The 14,884-nt window shown below is 71.9% G+C and carries 12 protein-coding genes and 1 pseudogene; 4 read left to right on the top strand and 9 right to left on the bottom strand.

Translation table 11 applies throughout. The annotated features are described in order from the left end of the window. Positions 1–370: 370 nt before the first annotated feature. Both AOK08_RS08235 and AOK08_RS08230 read right to left on the bottom strand, forming a co-directional pair. The gene (locus tag AOK08_RS08235) at positions 371–952 is read right to left on the bottom strand and encodes an Rv1733c family protein (RefSeq protein WP_055524796.1); all 582 of its coding nucleotides are present in this window, start codon (positions 950–952) and stop codon (positions 371–373) included. Between the two features lie 244 nt (positions 953–1,196). Next, positions 1,197–1,565, bottom strand: coding sequence for an STAS domain-containing protein (locus AOK08_RS08230; RefSeq protein WP_055524795.1), 369 nt, complete (start codon positions 1,563–1,565; stop codon positions 1,197–1,199). A gap of 211 nt (positions 1,566–1,776) precedes the next feature. Between AOK08_RS08230 and AOK08_RS08225 the strand changes: the two genes are divergently transcribed. The 3 genes from AOK08_RS08225 (at position 1,777) to AOK08_RS08215 (ending at position 4,478) form a co-directional block, all read left to right on the top strand. Beyond that, on the top strand, positions 1,777–2,847 hold the full coding sequence (locus AOK08_RS08225) for a zinc-dependent alcohol dehydrogenase family protein (RefSeq protein ID WP_055524794.1): 1,071 nt from the start codon (positions 1,777–1,779) through the stop codon (positions 2,845–2,847). Between the two features lie 164 nt (positions 2,848–3,011). After that, complete coding sequence (locus tag AOK08_RS08220) at positions 3,012–3,452, top strand: pyridoxamine 5'-phosphate oxidase family protein (protein ID WP_055524793.1); 441 nt, start codon at positions 3,012–3,014, stop codon at positions 3,450–3,452. Positions 3,453–3,650: 198 nt separating this feature from the next. Continuing rightward, entirely contained in the window at positions 3,651–4,478 is an 828-nt protein-coding gene (locus AOK08_RS08215; RefSeq protein ID WP_198539173.1) for a universal stress protein, read from the top strand. A 172-nt stretch (positions 4,479–4,650) separates the two neighbouring features. Here AOK08_RS08215 and AOK08_RS08210 read toward each other — a convergent pair whose 3' ends face one another. From AOK08_RS08210 to ppdK, 7 genes and pseudogenes are all read right to left on the bottom strand, one after another. Further along, positions 4,651–5,145 carry a pyridoxamine 5'-phosphate oxidase family protein gene (locus AOK08_RS08210; protein WP_055524792.1) on the bottom strand — a complete coding sequence of 165 codons (495 nt, stop codon included), beginning with the start codon at positions 5,143–5,145 and terminating at the stop codon, positions 4,651–4,653. Positions 5,146–5,344: 199 nt separating this feature from the next. Then, positions 5,345–6,964: an oleate hydratase gene (locus AOK08_RS08205; RefSeq protein ID WP_277816012.1), complete on the bottom strand. Its 1,620-nt coding sequence runs from the start codon at positions 6,962–6,964 to the stop codon at positions 5,345–5,347. A gap of 137 nt (positions 6,965–7,101) precedes the next feature. Next, positions 7,102–7,488, bottom strand: coding sequence for a hypothetical protein (locus tag AOK08_RS08200; protein WP_055524790.1), 387 nt, complete (start codon positions 7,486–7,488; stop codon positions 7,102–7,104). 41 nt (positions 7,489–7,529) lie between these two features. Continuing rightward, complete coding sequence (locus AOK08_RS08195) at positions 7,530–8,741, bottom strand: globin domain-containing protein (protein ID WP_055524789.1); 1,212 nt, start codon at positions 8,739–8,741, stop codon at positions 7,530–7,532. An 87-nt stretch (positions 8,742–8,828) separates the two neighbouring features. Beyond that, positions 8,829–9,134: pseudogene (locus AOK08_RS08190) on the bottom strand (hypothetical protein); the annotation flags it as partial. 384 nt (positions 9,135–9,518) lie between these two features. Beyond that, positions 9,519–9,680 (bottom strand): hypothetical protein, encoded by a 162-nt coding sequence (locus tag AOK08_RS45590; RefSeq protein ID WP_157876608.1) that lies wholly within the window; start codon positions 9,678–9,680, stop codon positions 9,519–9,521. 39 nt (positions 9,681–9,719) lie between these two features. Continuing rightward, entirely contained in the window at positions 9,720–12,404 is a 2,685-nt protein-coding gene (gene ppdK, locus AOK08_RS08185) for a pyruvate, phosphate dikinase (RefSeq protein WP_055524787.1), read from the bottom strand. Positions 12,405–12,718: 314 nt separating this feature from the next. On the opposite strand from ppdK, the gene AOK08_RS08180 reads away from it, so the two are divergent. After that, positions 12,719–14,437, top strand: a complete 1,719-nt coding sequence (locus AOK08_RS08180) for a GAF domain-containing sensor histidine kinase (RefSeq protein WP_055524786.1) — start codon at positions 12,719–12,721, stop codon at positions 14,435–14,437. Positions 14,438–14,884: the final 447 nt, after the last annotated feature.

Here is a 14,884-nt window from a genome sequence, read left to right as displayed (position 1 = left end):
CCCAGGCCGCACGCTCCGCCGCCGGCACGCAGAAAGGCCACTCCGCGGCACCGGGCGGAAGCGACCGGGCGTGTACGACGTGCGGGAGGGCATCTCGTGCGCGTCGTCGGACCGCGCAGTCGTGCCGCGCGCTCGGCCCGGCCGACCGCGGAACGGCTCGGCGCGACGGGTCGGTACAGGCGTACGTCTTCGGGCCGGGGCAGGGCCCGAACGGTCGGGCGGAGTCATGCACCCGTGCCGACCCGTGCCGACCTGCGCCGACCCGTGTGGACCCGTGCCGACCTGCGCCGATGCGTGCCGACCCGTGCCCCGGACGCACGGAGAAGCTCCAGGCCGCCCTTCGGCCTGGAGCTCCGGATGTGTCGTGCGGTCAGGTGGTCCTGTGGCTCCATCGCGGTCCCACCAGGTCCCATTCCCTGCCCCACTGGTCGACGCGGCGCCGGTCGAGCCGCCACCGGGCGACAGCTCCGGCACCGAACACCAGGCCGGCGAAGCCCGCGGCGGCCCCGGTCCCCAGAAACCCCGACTCGACCGCGGCCTCGGTGGAACTCCGTGGCGCGACGGTGAAACGGCCCTGGCCGTCCTGCCACACCGTGACCCTGGATCCGGCCTTGAGACCGGTTTTCAGCAGGGTCTGGCCGGTGCGGGCCGAACCGTCGGACGCCGTCCAGCGCACGCGCGCCATCCTGCGGTCGGAGGTACCACCGAGCGTGGTGGTACCGGCGGGGACGTCGTCCAGGAGCAGGGCGCGTACGGGGTGACGCTCGGCTCGCTGCCGCGCGAACACCTCGTCCGCGGCATGGGCGGTCACCAGCCCGGCCACGGTGCCGCCCACGGCGAAGACCGTCCACACGGCAAGCACGATCCAGGCCTCGACGATGTCGTCGCGCCGTCGCAGCGGGTTGCCGCCCCACCGCCACAGCCACTTCTTCGCGTACCTGCCACCAGCCATCGGTCCGCACTCCCTCTTCGTCCTCTACGCCGTCGTGACACCTCCGAAGGTGACAGCGAGGGCTGTGCCGCCACATGGGCCGACCAGGTGCCGCCGCAAGGCCGCTCGGGGTCAACTCCACGGTCGAGAAGGGCCGTTCGGCCCAAGAGGTCATGAGGTCCACCTGAAACGCGGTCACCGCGGTCACCGCTGTCAACGCGGCCCAAGCCCGGTGCCGCGCTGCTGAAGACCGTCGCGGACACGGCTACGCCGTCGACGTACCGGCCGGATCCTCGGGCCACCGGGGACGGATGTCGAAGCTGTCGGTCAGGCCCGTGCAGCGCAGGAGCCGCAGGAGCCAGGTGCTGTCCGTGACCAGCCGCAGCCGGCCGTGCCGGGCCCGCGCGCGATTCCGCGCCCTGCACAGCAGGCCCAGCCCGGCGCAGTCGATGAAGGACACGGTGCGCAGGTCGAGCACCAGGTCGGGGGAGTGGTCGGCGGTCAGGGTGTCCAGCTGTGCCGAGAGCGCGGGCACCGTCAGGATGTCGATCTCGCCCCGCAGGGGCAGGACGGTCGTGCCACCGGATGTGCGGTGGGAGCGGAACGGCGTGAACCTCGTGTCGTCAGCGGCCATGAGGAGAGAGAAGCGGGGCCGTCGGGGTGCGGGGAAGGGCTGTTCGGTCCCCGTTCGGGCGGGTCGGTCGGCCCCGCGACGCGCCTCGAACCGGCGGCCGGGGCCGTCCGGCCGGCGAAGGGGCCGGACGGCCCAAGCGGAGCGGGTGAATACCGGACAACCTGGATGCGTGGGGCACCCTCGGCACTCGAAAGGATCAGGGAGGAGCGTCATGAAAGGCTTCGTTTTCCACGGCCCCGGGCAGTCGGCCTGGGAGGAGGTCCCGGACCCCGCCGTCAAGGAACCCACCGACGCCATTGTGCGGGTCGGCGCTGTCACCATCTGCGGCACGGACCTGCACATCCTCAAGGGTGACGTCCCCGAGGTACGCCCGGGCACGGTCCTGGGGCACGAGGCCGTCGGCGAGATCGTCGAGGTCGGCACCGACGTGCGGACCGTACGTCCGGGTGACCGCGTGCTGGTCTCCTGCATCAGCGCCTGCGGACGCTGCGGCTACTGCCGCGAGGGCGCGTACGGCCAGTGCCGGGGTGGTGGAGGCTGGATCCTCGGCCACCTGATCGACGGCACCCAGGCCGAGTACGTCCGCGTCCCCTTCGCCGACCTGTCCGTGCACGCCCTGCCCGGCGCGGTCGAGAGCAAGGACGCCGTCCTGCTCGCGGACATCTTCCCGACCGCCTACGAAGTGGGCGTGCTCAACGGACGGGTACGTCCCGGCGACACCGTCGCCGTCGTCGGAGCCGGTCCCATCGGACTCGCGGCGATCGCCACGGCACACCTGTTCGCGCCCGAGCGGATCGTCGCCGTCGACATCGCCGCTCCCCGGCTGGAGGCCGCGAAGCGGCTCGGCGCCGACGCCGTGGCCGACGCCCGCGAGGACCCCGAACAGTTGATCGCCGATCTCACCGACGGGCTCGGCGCCGACGTGGTCGTCGAGGCGGTCGGCGTGCCGGAGAGCTTCGAGCTGTGCACGCGCATGGTGCGGCCCGGCGGCCACGTGGCCAACATAGGCGTCCACGGCAAGCCGGCCACGCTGCACCTGGAAGACCTGTGGATCAAGAACGTGACCATCACCACCGGGCTCGTGGACACCAGTTCCACGCCCACCCTGCTGCGCATGGCCACCGCCGGCCGGCTGCCCACGGAGCAGTTGGTCACCCACACCTTCCCGCTGGAGCACATGGAGGAGGCGTACGACGTCTTCGCCCGCGCCGCCGACACGGGCGCCCTCAAGGTGGTGCTCGGCGGGCCGTCCCACGAGGAGGTCGCCGTCCGGGCGGCCTGAGGGTACGCATCGAACCGGATGCCCTCGCCGGACGGCGCAGCGTGGTCCGAACAGGGCCTTTCTCCGGAAACCGGGACCGAAGGCCCCTGGCCGGGGCGCCCGCCCCGCTCGACGATGGGCAGTGCCCGTACCACCACCATGTCAGGTGAGAGACGAGAAGGCAGATGGACGCCAACGACGGATTCCGCGAACTCGACCGGCAGGAGTGCCTGGGCCTGCTGGCCAAGGTGCCGTTGGGCCGCATCGTGTACACACGGCAGGCCCTGCCCGCCGTCCTGCCGGTCAACTTCGGCCTCGACCGCGACGGTGCGGTGCTGGTGCGCGCCTCGGCCTCGTCGGAACTGGTGAGCGCGGTCGACGGAGCCGTGGTGGCCTTCGAGGCCGACGCGGTCGACGCCACGACGCAGTCGGGCTGGAGCGTCGTGGTCATGGGCTCGGCCGCCGTGGTGACCGACCCCGCCGAGCACGCCCGGCTGCTGCGGACCGGGCCGCGTTCCTGGGCGCCGGCACCCAGAGAGGTCTTCGTACGGATCGAACCGGAGCTGGTCACCGGACGTGAACTCGTCGGCGGGCGCACCCTGTACGGAGTCCACCTTCCCTCCTGAATCTGCCCCCGGGCTGCGCCTGTCCGTGCTGTCCGGGACCGAACGGCCCTTGGAGCAAGGGCCGTTCGGCGTTTCTCCGGGTCTCCCGGCTCCTGCCCGAGGCGATGGCCCACGAGGAGCATCGTTCGAGGAGGCCGGTGCGCGTTCGTCGAGCGCCGCTTCCGCTGACGGTCACTCGGAGAAGGGACGGTTGCGGCCATGACCTCGCGTCACATAGTCGTCGGAGTGGACGGCTCGCTGAATTCCGTAAGGGCCCTGGACTGGGCCGAGAGCGAGGCCGTACGGCACGGCACCGGACTGCGCGTGCTCTACGCCGTCCCCGACCGTGACGAGGCCGCACCGATCCTGCGTTACGCCGCGTCGCGCACCCACGCATGGCATCCGGAACTGCTCGTGGAGACCGTCGCGGCGGAGAGCGGCGCGGTGCGGGCGTTGGCGCGCGAGAGCGCGGACGCGGCACTCACCGTCGTGGGAACACGCGGCATGGGCGCGCTGACCGGTCTGGCGTTCGGCTCGGTGAGTCTGAGGCTCGCCGCGCTCACCCGGGGACCGCTCATGGTCGTCCGCGGGAACCACCCGTGCGGCGACGGGCGGGACGTGCTGCTCGGCCTGGCGGACGACACGGACGCGGCTGCGGCGGCGTACGCCTTCCAGGAGGCCGAGCGGCGCGGTGTGAACCTCCGTGTCCTGCATTCCTGGACCCATCGGCACGTCACCCCCGAACTTCCCTCGCTCGTGCCGGCCCGCGGTCCGGGTCAGGAACGGCAGACCGCGAAGGCCCGGGCGGAGGAGGCAGTGCCCCGTTACGCCCTCACCCGCCTCCGGGACCGGTACCCGGACGTGACGGTCGAGACCCGCACGGTGCGCACCGCTCCCGCCGACGAGCTGCTCGCGGCAACCCGGGAGGCTGCCGTGGTCGTCATCGGCGCCCACCGCCGTACGCACGCGCTCGGCCCCCGCCTGGGCCCGGTCGCCCACACACTCCTGCACCGGGCGCACTGTGCCGTGGTCGTCGTCCCCGGATGACCCGCCCGCCGCCACGCCGTCAGCCGCATTCCGAAGGCGGCCCGCTCGTGTCCGTGGACGTGGTCCGCCCTCGGCCCGCACACCGGCCCGGTGGCACACACCGTCCCGCAGCACACACCGGCACCGGTCGCCGCGGTCCCGCACGGCTGACGGCGCGCGGTCCGGGCCGGGTTCAGGCCGTCGCGGGCGGATCGTCCGCCGTGAGGCGAACCCCGGTGACCAGCTCGGGGCTGATACGGATGGCGTGATCCATCCGCCGTGACACCCAGGGGCGCAACAAGGCCCGATAGCGGTCCAGTTCGTGTGGGTCGGTGACCAGTCGCGCGTAGCCGGTGACGACGACGCTCCAGCCGGTGTGTGTGTCGGGGTCGATGTCGTCGGCCTCGTAGGCGACGACGGCTCCCGGGTCCCCGTTCTGCTGGGCGTACCGGGCCAGGGTGGCGTCACCGTGGGTGCGGATGACGATGTCTCCGTCGACGACGACGTGGTTGACCGGGCGGACGGTCGGCAGCGCGAGCCGGGTGAAGACGATCCGCCCCAATGACACGCTGCCCAACAGCCGCAGCGCCTCGACGCCGTCCAACTCGACGCTGACGCGCCCTTCCGAGACGTTCGACGAGGCGTCGTCGCAGGCCGGGACAGGTTTCCGTATCGGCGGGTCGCTCATGCTTCTCTCTCCCTCTCCCGCAGCCACGCGTGCACCGGAAGTCCCCTGATCACGCGGACGACCGAGTGCTCATGTGAAGCGGAGCGACACCGCGGGGGATCGGTGCCGCTCCTGCGTCCACTGTCTCTCGTGCCACGCTGTTCCCACAGGTGCCGATGGTCCTCACCGTGGGCCGGACGGCCTTCAGGCCGTGGGTGGCTTACCGGTGGTGCATGGTTTCCAGGGCGGCGGCCAGTACGCGGGGGTCGTGGTGGCCCTTGTAGACCTGCGGTGGCTGCCTGTCGAGCTTCAGGAGCCGCGCCACCGCCGTCCAGGCGGTGCGTACGGAGTACTCGACGGTGAAGACGACGTCGTCGGGCACCTCGGCGAACTGTCCGATGAAGGCGAGGTTGACCGATCCCTCCGGGACCACCCGGGGCCGGTCGTCGCGGCGCCGGGCCAGGAACTGGCTGGTGATGTACGGCATCACACAGGGCACCACGGTGGAGGTCTCCAGGATCCGGGCCGAGGTCGGTTCGTCGAACGGCAGGTGCCGCAGGACCTCTTCGAGGATCTCCCGGCCGGTGCACATGGTCATCGGCTTGGGTGTGTGGTTGCCGGCGCGGTCGGGGAACAGTCCGTAGCCCCACCAGACGGAGACCCCCTCGGGCTGGTCGCGGTATACGGGCTGGCGGTTCGCGACGATGGTGAGCAGCCAGTTGGACTCGGTGAAGGTCATCAGGCCGCCCCTGCCGGTCTCGCGGCCGCTGAACTCCTTGAGCGCCTCCACGAAGGCGGGGTCCCTGGTGGTGACCGTGAACGACTCCCACCGGGAGTCCTTGACGTGCTTGTCGAAGACGGAGGGGTTGCCGAAGTCGTCGCGGCCACGGGCCAGTCGGTGCCACAGCAGCCAGGCGTCCGAGCGGTGCGGGGCGGGCGGAGGCGCGGTGGTGTGCGAGCCGAGGCTGGAGGCGTCGGTCATGGAGCCGTTGGTGACGAGGACCAGGTCCTCGGGCGCGACGGTGATCTCCTTGTCGAAGCCGTCCTGGTTCAGGTAGATCGTCTCGACGGTGCCGCGGCCGGCGCCGGGGGCGAATCCGAGGTCGGTGACGTGACAGTGGGTGTGCACGGTGACGCCTTGCTCGCGGAGCCAGGCGGTCAGGGGCCGGACGATGGAGTCGTACTGGTTGTAGCGGGTGCGGTGGATGCCCGACATGGAGGCGAACTCGGAGAACAGATGGATGAAGCGCCTCAGGTAGCGGCGGAACTCGATGGCGCTGTGCCAGGGCTGGAAGGCGAACGTGGTGCACCACATGAACCAGAAGTTGGTCGTGAAGAAGTGTTCACCGAAGCAGTCGGTGATCTTCTTGCCGTCCAGGTGCCCTTCGGAGGTGGCCAGGCAGCGGACCAGCTCCAGCCGGTCGCGTTCGGAGAACCCCAGCGAGGTCGTGTCGACGATCTTGCCGTCCCCGTCGACGAGCCGGGCGATGTCGTCCCAGGCGAACTCCTCGTGCCCGGCCAGGATCTCGTCGGTCACGGAGACGGCCGGGTCGTCGAGAGTGGGGATGCCGGACAGCAGGTCGTACGTGCAGCGGAACTCCGCCTCGAACATGCGCCCGCCGCGCATGGTGTAGCCGGCTTCCGGCGTGCCGCCCGCGTCCAGACTGCCGCCGAGGGACCGCTGTTCCTCGAAGAGATGGATGTCGGAACCCTTGAAGCCGCCGTCGCGGATCAGGAACGTGGCCGCGGCCAGTGCCGCGATTCCGCTGCCCACCAGATATGCCTTCGCCATCACACAACTCCTTCTGCTCGCCGGCCGATCGGGAACCGTGTCTCCCACGGTTTCCCGCAGCCGGGCGGTGCGTCAGTGGGCCGTTGGTCATCGCACCGGGCCGGACGGCCCACACCACGCGGGCCCGGCGGCCCGGTCGGCGGATCGTCACCGACCGGGTCTGTCGTCAATCGGGCACCGCGAGATCACGCGGTGCGAGGGTCGTCCACTGTTCCGCCGCGCCACGGCGGCGCCGTCGTCCGCTGTTTGGCGTCCCAGGCATGGGCGGCCCTGTCGGTCTGGCGGCGCAGCCGGTCCTGGAGCCGGTCGACGACCTCCGTGCCCGTCGCCTCCTCGGCCGCCGCGACCACCTGACGGCCGCCGACGCGCAGGTCGGCGGTGGCCGACCACGGGTGGCCGGCGTGGTGGACCGCCGCACGCACGATGTGCACCTCGCCGGTGACGGCGGACAGGCCCGGCCTGCCCACCACGGCGTCGATCTTCGTACGGGCGTAGGCCAGGGTCTCCTCGTCCACGGCGCCGTCGGCACGCAGCCGGACCAGGGGAGTCTCCTGGATGTTCTCGCTGGTCATGAGGGGTCCTTTCAATGGGGTGCGGTAAGCAGCGGTGCTGTTCAGCCGGTGGTGCCGGGCAGCCACAGGTCGGGGCCGAAGACCTCGTAGCGGATACGTCGCGCGGGAACCCCGGCGCCGAGCAGTTGTCCCCGTACCTCACGCATGAAGGGCAGCGGGCCGCACAGGAACACGGTGGCGTCGTCGGGGAGCCGCGTGCCGCTCAGGTCCATCAGGCCGGTGCGGGCGTCGGGTTCCTCCGGTCCGGGGCGCTCGTACCAGAAGACGGCCCGGGCGTCCCGCAGTTGCCCGACGAGGTCGTGCGTCTCGGCCCGCAGGGCGTGGTCGGCGGGGGAGCGGTCGGCGTGCAGGACCAGTACCGGGCGGATGGAACGGAGGGCGGCGAGCCGGGCCAGGATGCCCGTCATGGGAGTGCAGCCGATACCGGCCGAGACGAGTACCACGGGCGTGGTGGCGTCCACCGGGTCGTCGAGGAAGACATCGCCGAACGGCGCGGACAGCAGCAGCTCGTCCCCGTCACGGACGCGGTCGTGCAACAGGGCGGAGACCTCGCCCTCCGGTCCGTCGGCGCCGGCCGGCACCCGCTTCACGGTGATCCGCCGCAGGTCTCCGCCCGGGTCCGAGGACAGGCTGTACTGGCGCAGTTGGTGCGCGCCGTCGTCCATGCGCACACGGACGCTCACGTACTGGCCCGCGCGGGCCCGCGGCGCGCGTTCGCCGTCCGCCGGGCGGAGCACGAAGGACACCACGTCGGGTGTCTCGGTCCGGCGCTCGACGACCGTCCAGGGCCGCCAGCTCCCCGGCCGTACGCCCGCCTCCTGGTAGAGAAGGGCTTCGCGGCTGATCAGGGCTCCGGCCATCAGCCAGTAGACCTCGTCCCAGGCGGACGCCACCTCCGGGGTGACCGCGTCCCCCAGAACCTCGGCGATCGCGCCGAACAGGTACTTGTGCACGATCGTGTACTGGTCGTCGGTGACGCCGACGGCGGCGTGCTTGTGGGCGATCCTGGACAGCAGCGCGTCCGGCCGCGTGTCGGGGTTCTCCAGCAGCGCGCCGGCGAACCCGGCGATCGAACCGGCCAGTGCCCGTCGCTGGACCCCGCTGGCCTGGTTGCCGCGGTTGAACATCCCGTCGAGCAGTTCCGGCCGGTCGTGGAACATCGAGGCGTAGAAACGGGTGGTGATCTCGTCGAGCGCTCCGGCCACGGCGGGCAGGGTGGCCCGTACGAGGGCTGCGGACTCCGCGGACAGCATGGATCCTCCTGGGAAGGCGGGTGAGGGGAGCGAAAGGAAGGGATGGGAAGGGAAGGGAAGGGAAAGGGGCGGGCTCGCCCGGTCGGGTCAGTTCGTGGGCACGTTCGTGCCGGTCTCCCCGCGACGGCCGTAATACGCCGTGCGTACGAGCTCCCGCGTGCCGTCGAGCATCGGCATCGGCATCGGCGTCGGCATGGGCGGGTTGGCGGGCGCGGGCTGGTCCTCGTAGGCGTTCAGGGCCTGTTGGGGCAGGGCGCCGGGGACGGCGCCCTCGTCGATGCCCAGCGCCTGGAAGGGCGGTTCGATGTCGACGGCGTCGCGGAGCCGCTCCACGGCCGGGGCGAGCGACTTCCCGCCCTCGGCCGGGGTGGCGGGCATATCGAGGGTGCGCGCTTCCCGATGTGGTCGACCTGCTCCTGGTCGAGCGCGTCGGGGCCGACGAATGCCTTGAGCCCGTTCGTCACCCGGCGGTCCACCGCGACGGCGCTGCCGGACGGCGCGGCGGCGGGTTCGGCGGTCGCGCCGCGGTCGTCGTGGCGGGTCATGAGGGTGAGCCTCCGTCGGTTGTCGAAAGGGCGCCGCCGCACGGACGGCACTGCGGGGAACGGCACTGCGGGGGAGGGAGCGGAGCGGCTCCCATGAGCAGCGTCTCTCGTCAGGGGTGTTCCGCCCCAGGACCTGTTGGTCCCTTCACGGGGCCGACCGGTCCCAAGGCGACAGGGACGGTCGGTCTGTTGACGACGCCCACCACACCGTCCACCCGAAACGTCGGCCGGATCACGAGCGGAGGGTCTCCGGCACGCCGTGCTCCGGCGCCCCATCCCGCGTGGCCATGCTGTCGCGGAGCGAGACGGCCACACCGTGGTCAGGCCGGCCGAGGGCGTGGGACAGCACCTCGTCGTTGATCTCCCGGCGGGCCTCTACGCCCTCATGGGCCATCAGCTCGCCGACGGTGCGGCCCTGTGCCCCACCTCCTCGTCACCGGCTGTCGCTCGTCCCGGGCTCGGGGAGCGCGGCCCGGCCGGCCTCCAGCCGCGCGACCGGGACACGGAACGGCGAGCAGGAGACGTAGTCCAGACCGGCCGCGTGGAAGAAGTGCACGGAGTCGGGGTCCCCGCCGTGTTCGCCGCAGACGCCGATCTTCAGATCGGGACGCGCGGCGCGGCCCTCGTCGACCGCGATCCGCACCAGCCGGCCCACCCCGTCACGGTCGAGGGTCTCGAAGGGAGAGGTGGCGAAGATGCCCTTGTCGAGGTAGGCGGAGAAGAAGGCCGCCTCGACGTCGTCGCGGGAGAAGCCCCAGGTGGTCTGGGTGAGGTCGTTGGTGCCGAAGGAGAAGAACTCCGCCTCACCGGCGATCTTGCCGGCGGTCAGCGCGGCCCGGGGCAGCTCGATCATCGTGCCGACCGGGCAGTGGACAGGGATGCCGGACTCCTCGGAGACCTCGGCCAGCACACGCTCCACCTCGGCCCGCTCGATGCGCAGTTCCTCGACGGCGCCGACCAGCGGCACCATGATCTCCGCCTCGGGGGAGCCCCCGGCCCGGGTGCGGGCCACGACGGCCTCGGCGATCGCCCGCACCTGCATGGCGACCAGCCCCGGCACCACCAGGCCCAGGCGAACGCCGCGCAGCCCGAGCATCGGGTTCTCCTCGTGCATACGGCTGACCGCTGCGAGGAGTTCGGTGTCGTGCGGATCGGGCCGCTCCCCGCGGGCCTCCACGGCGGCGATGCGCACGGCGAGTGCGGTGAGATCGGGCAGGAACTCGTGCAGGGGCGGGTCGATGAGCCGGATCGTCACCGGCAGACCGTCCATCGCCTCCAGGATGCCGATGAAGTCCCGCCGCTGGAGCGGCAGCAGCGCGCTCAGCGCCTTCTCCCGCTCGGCTTCGTCGCCGGCCAGGATCATCGCCTCGACCAGCCTGCGACGCTCTCCGAGGAACATGTGCTCGGTGCGGCACAGCCCTATGCCCTGCGCTCCGAACCGCCGGGCGCGGGCGGCGTCCTCGGGGGTGTCGGCGTTGGCCCGTACCTCCAGCCGCCGGGCGTCGTCGGCCCGCTCCATGGCGCGGGCCACGGCCTCGACCAGCCCGGCCGACCGCTCGCCCGTCTCGAAGTACCGCATGACCGCCGAGTCGACCAGCGGAGCGGCGCCCAGGTACACGGTGCCCTCCGAGCCGTCGACGGAGACGACGGTGCCCTCCTCGACGACCGTGTCGCCCACGGTGAACCGGCGGGCCTTCAGGTCCACGACGATCTCCTCGGCACCGCACACGCACACCGTGCCCATGCCACGGGCGACCACGGCCGCGTGGCTGGTCTTGCCGCCGCGGCTGGTGAGGACCGCCTGGGCGGCGATCATGCCCGGCAGATCGTCGGGCGTGGTCTCCTGGCGGACGAGGACGACCTTCTCGCCCGTGGCGGCCCGGCGGACCGCTTCGGCCGAGTCGAACACGGCCGCGCCCACGGCCGCACCGGGTGAGGCGGGCAGTCCATGGGCGAGCGCCCCGCCGACGGCCGAGGTGTCGAACCGGGGGAACATCAGCCGGGCCAGGCCGTCCCCGCCGACCCGGGCCAGGCCCTCGTCGGGAGTGATCAGCTTCTCGTCGACGAGTTCCGTCGCGATGGCGAACGCGGCTTCGGCGGTGCGCTTGCCCACACGGGTCTGGAGCATCCACAGCCGGCCCCGCTCGATGGTGAACTCGATGTCGCACAGATCCCGGTAGTGCGTCTCCAACGTGCCCATGTGACGGCGTAGTTGCCCGTACGAAGCCGGGTCCAGCTCTTCCAGAGCGGTCAGCGGAACGGTGTTGCGGATGCCGGCGACGACATCCTCACCCTGGGCGTCGGCCAGGTAGTCCCCGTACAGGCCTGGCTGTCCCGTGGCGGGGTCGCGGGTGAAGGCGACGCCGCTGCCGGAATCTGAACCGAGGTTGCCGAAGACCATGGTCTGTACGTTGACGGCGGTGCCCAGGTCGTCGGGGATGTGTTCGCGGCGGCGGTACAGCCTGGCCCGCTCGCCGTGCCAGGACTCGAAGACGGCCAGGACCGCCCGGCGCAGTTGTTCGGCCGGGGACTGCGGGAAGTCCTCACCGGTCTCCCGGCGGATCAGTTCCTTGTACGTCGCGACGAGCCCGGCCAGGTCCGCCGCGTTCAGGCCCAGGTCGTTCGGCGCCCCCTGCTTTCGCTTGAGGTCCGCGATGGCGTCCTCGAACAGGGAGCTGTCGACGCCCATGACCGTACTGCCGAACATCTGGACGAGGCGGCGGTAGGAGTCCCAGGCGAAGCGCTCGTTCCCGGAGACCTTCGCCAGGCCGAGCACCGAGTCGTCACCCAGGCCGATGTCGAGGATCGTCTCCATCATGCCGGGCATGGAGAACCGCGCCCCGGAGCGGACGGACAGCAGCAACGGATCGTCCGGCTGCCCCAGTCGCCGTCCCGCGGCCTGCTCCAGGGCGGTGAGGTGGGCGCGGATCTCGCCGGCCAGGGTCTCCGGCTCGGTGCCCTCGGCGAGGAAGGCCCGGCAGGCCTCGGTGGTGACGGTGAAGCCCGGCGGGACCGGCAGGCCCAGCCGGGTCATCTCGGCCAGGTTCGCGCCCTTGCCGCCGAGCAGGCCGGCCAGGTCACGGCCGCCTTCCGTGAAGTCGTACACGTATCGGACCATGACGCCGGTCTCCTCCGATGGGCTTCGGGCTGGGTACCTCTCCAGCGTCCGGCCACCGGGACCGGAAGGGGCAGGTGCTTTCGGTCCCCTCCAGGGGGCCGGTCGGCCCCGGCAGGTCCGGGGCGGTCCGTCGTGAGCCTGGCGCCTGCGGGTTGACGCCGGGACGGACATGATGTCGGTGGTGCAGAGATCCGGGGGACGGAAGCCGGGATGCCCGGCCGGATTCGCTACCGGACCTCGCGGCCGACCACTACCGTGACACCTGACCGGACCACTGGGGGTCCGAGCGTCGAGGTGACCTGGAGGAACGCAGGGTGGAAACCCCGGAAGAGGCTCGCGTGCGGCTGCCACAGCTGCGGCTGGACGAGCTGCTGGAGGAGCTGCAGTCGCGGCTGGACGCGGCCCGCGGCACCAGGGACCGGGTGCACAGCCTGCTGGAGGCGGTGCTGTCGGTCGGCCGGGAGCTGGATCTGGAGCAGGCCCTGCGCCGCATCGTGGAGGCCGCCGCGGTACTCGTCGACGCGGAGTACGCGGCGCTCGGCGTGATCGGACCGGACGGCAGGCGTCTTTCCGCCTTCCACACCGTGGGCGTCAGCGAGGAGCAGATCGCGCGGATCGGCCCGTATCCGGAAGGTCACGGCATCCTGGGGGAACTGATCCGCCACCCGGAGCCGCTGCGCCTGGCGAAGATCTCCGAGCACTCGGCCTCGTTCGGCTTCCCGGCGCACCACCCGCCGATGAACACCTTTCTGGGCGTCCCGATCCGGGTGCGCGACCAGGTCTTCGGCAACCTGTACCTGACCGAGAAACGGGGCGGAGCCCAGTTCGACGAGGACGACGTCTCGGTCACGCTGACGCTCGCCGTGGCGGCCGGAGTCGCGATCGACAACGCCCGGCTGTACGAGGAGTCCCGGCTGCGGGAACGCTGGCTGCGGGCGAACGCGGAGATCACACACAGCCTGATGTCCGGCGGTGAGCGCTCCGAGGTCCTCGCCCTGATCGCCGAGCGGGCCGGCGAGATCACCGGATGCGCACTGGCGGCGGTCGCGCTGCCGATGGAGGACACCGGGTCGCTCGCCGTGGAGATCGCCGTCGGGATGGACGCCGAGGCGCACCGGGGCCTCGTACTGGCCATGGACAAGAGCCTGATGGGGCTGGCGTTCTCCGACGCGGCCCCTGTGACCAGCGCGGACGTCACCCAGGACGAACGTGTCTCCTTGGAACCGCCGAGGTTCGGCGGACTCGGCCCTGCCGTGGCGGTGCCCATCGGGACGGGAGAGGCGGGGCCGCGAGGCGTGGTCCTGCTGGCGCGGAAGGCCGGTCAGCCGGAGTTCTCGGCGACGGAGACCGAGACCCTCCAGTCCTTCGCGGGCCAGGCGGCCGTCGCGATGGAGCTGGCCGAACGCCGTCAGGACGCCGAGGCGGTCGCGGTGCTCATGGACCGGGACCGCATCGCACGCGACCTGCACGATCTGGCCATCCAGCGGCTCTTCGCCACCGGAATGACGCTTCAGAGCGCCGGCCGCTTCATCGAGCACGAGGAGGCCGCCGAGCGCGTGGCCCGCGCGGTCGACGACCTCGACGAGACCATCAAGATCATCAGGTCGACGATCTTCGGCCTGCGCACCCGCGGAGGCACGGGAGAGACCGGCCTGCGGGCCCGTGCCGTACGGGTCGTGGGCGAGGCCGCCCCGGTTCTCGGCTTCGCCCCCAGCGTCCGGATGGAAGGGCTGCTGGACACCGACGTACCCAGGGACATCGCCGACCACGTGGTGGCGGTGCTCTCCGAGGCCCTGACCAACATCGCCCGGCACGCCCGGGCGGACCGTGCCGACGTACTCCTGGCCACGGACGGGCGCGAGGTACGGCTGTCGGTCACCGACAACGGAGTGGGCATCCCCGCCGACGGCCGTCGCAGCGGGCTGCGCAACATGGCGGAGCGCGCCGAGCAGCTCGGCGGACGGCTGGAACTGGGGACGCCCGAGACCGGCGGCACCGCGCTGGTGTGGCGGGTGCCGGCACGGAAGGGCTGAGGGCCGAGGAGCGGAGGACCGAGGAGCGGAGGACCGAGGGCCGGCCGACGCGGTGAGAGGCGCGATTCGTTCGCCCTTGGCGATGTGCCGGCCGTTGATTTCGACGTCCTCGGTCGTGCTCCGCATCAGTGACCGCACCGACGAGTCGACGTGCGGCGTCCCTTCGATGGCCCGCGAGACGTTGGAAGGGTCCGCGCCCACCAACCGCCACGGCTCGGGCTCGGTCAGCAGACGGGGCAACAGCCGTTCGGTGAGCAGCCGGTGCACCTCACCGACCGCGGCCAAGGCCTGCGGACCGCCACCGTCCGAGAGCAGGAGGCCGACGGCCGGCCCGGGCTCGGACACGCCGACCACGATCTCGTTCCGGTCCTGTGCCGCAGGGTGCCCCCATCCATTCGCGACGCCGGGTCGGCGGCCCGGACGGTGGCGGTGGGGCGCTGGGCGAGG

It is taken from the genome of Streptomyces graminilatus, assembly GCF_001418565.1.
Classification (GTDB): domain Bacteria; phylum Actinomycetota; class Actinomycetes; order Streptomycetales; family Streptomycetaceae; genus Streptomyces; species Streptomyces graminilatus.
This window is presented reverse-complemented; position numbering and strand designations above follow the sequence as displayed.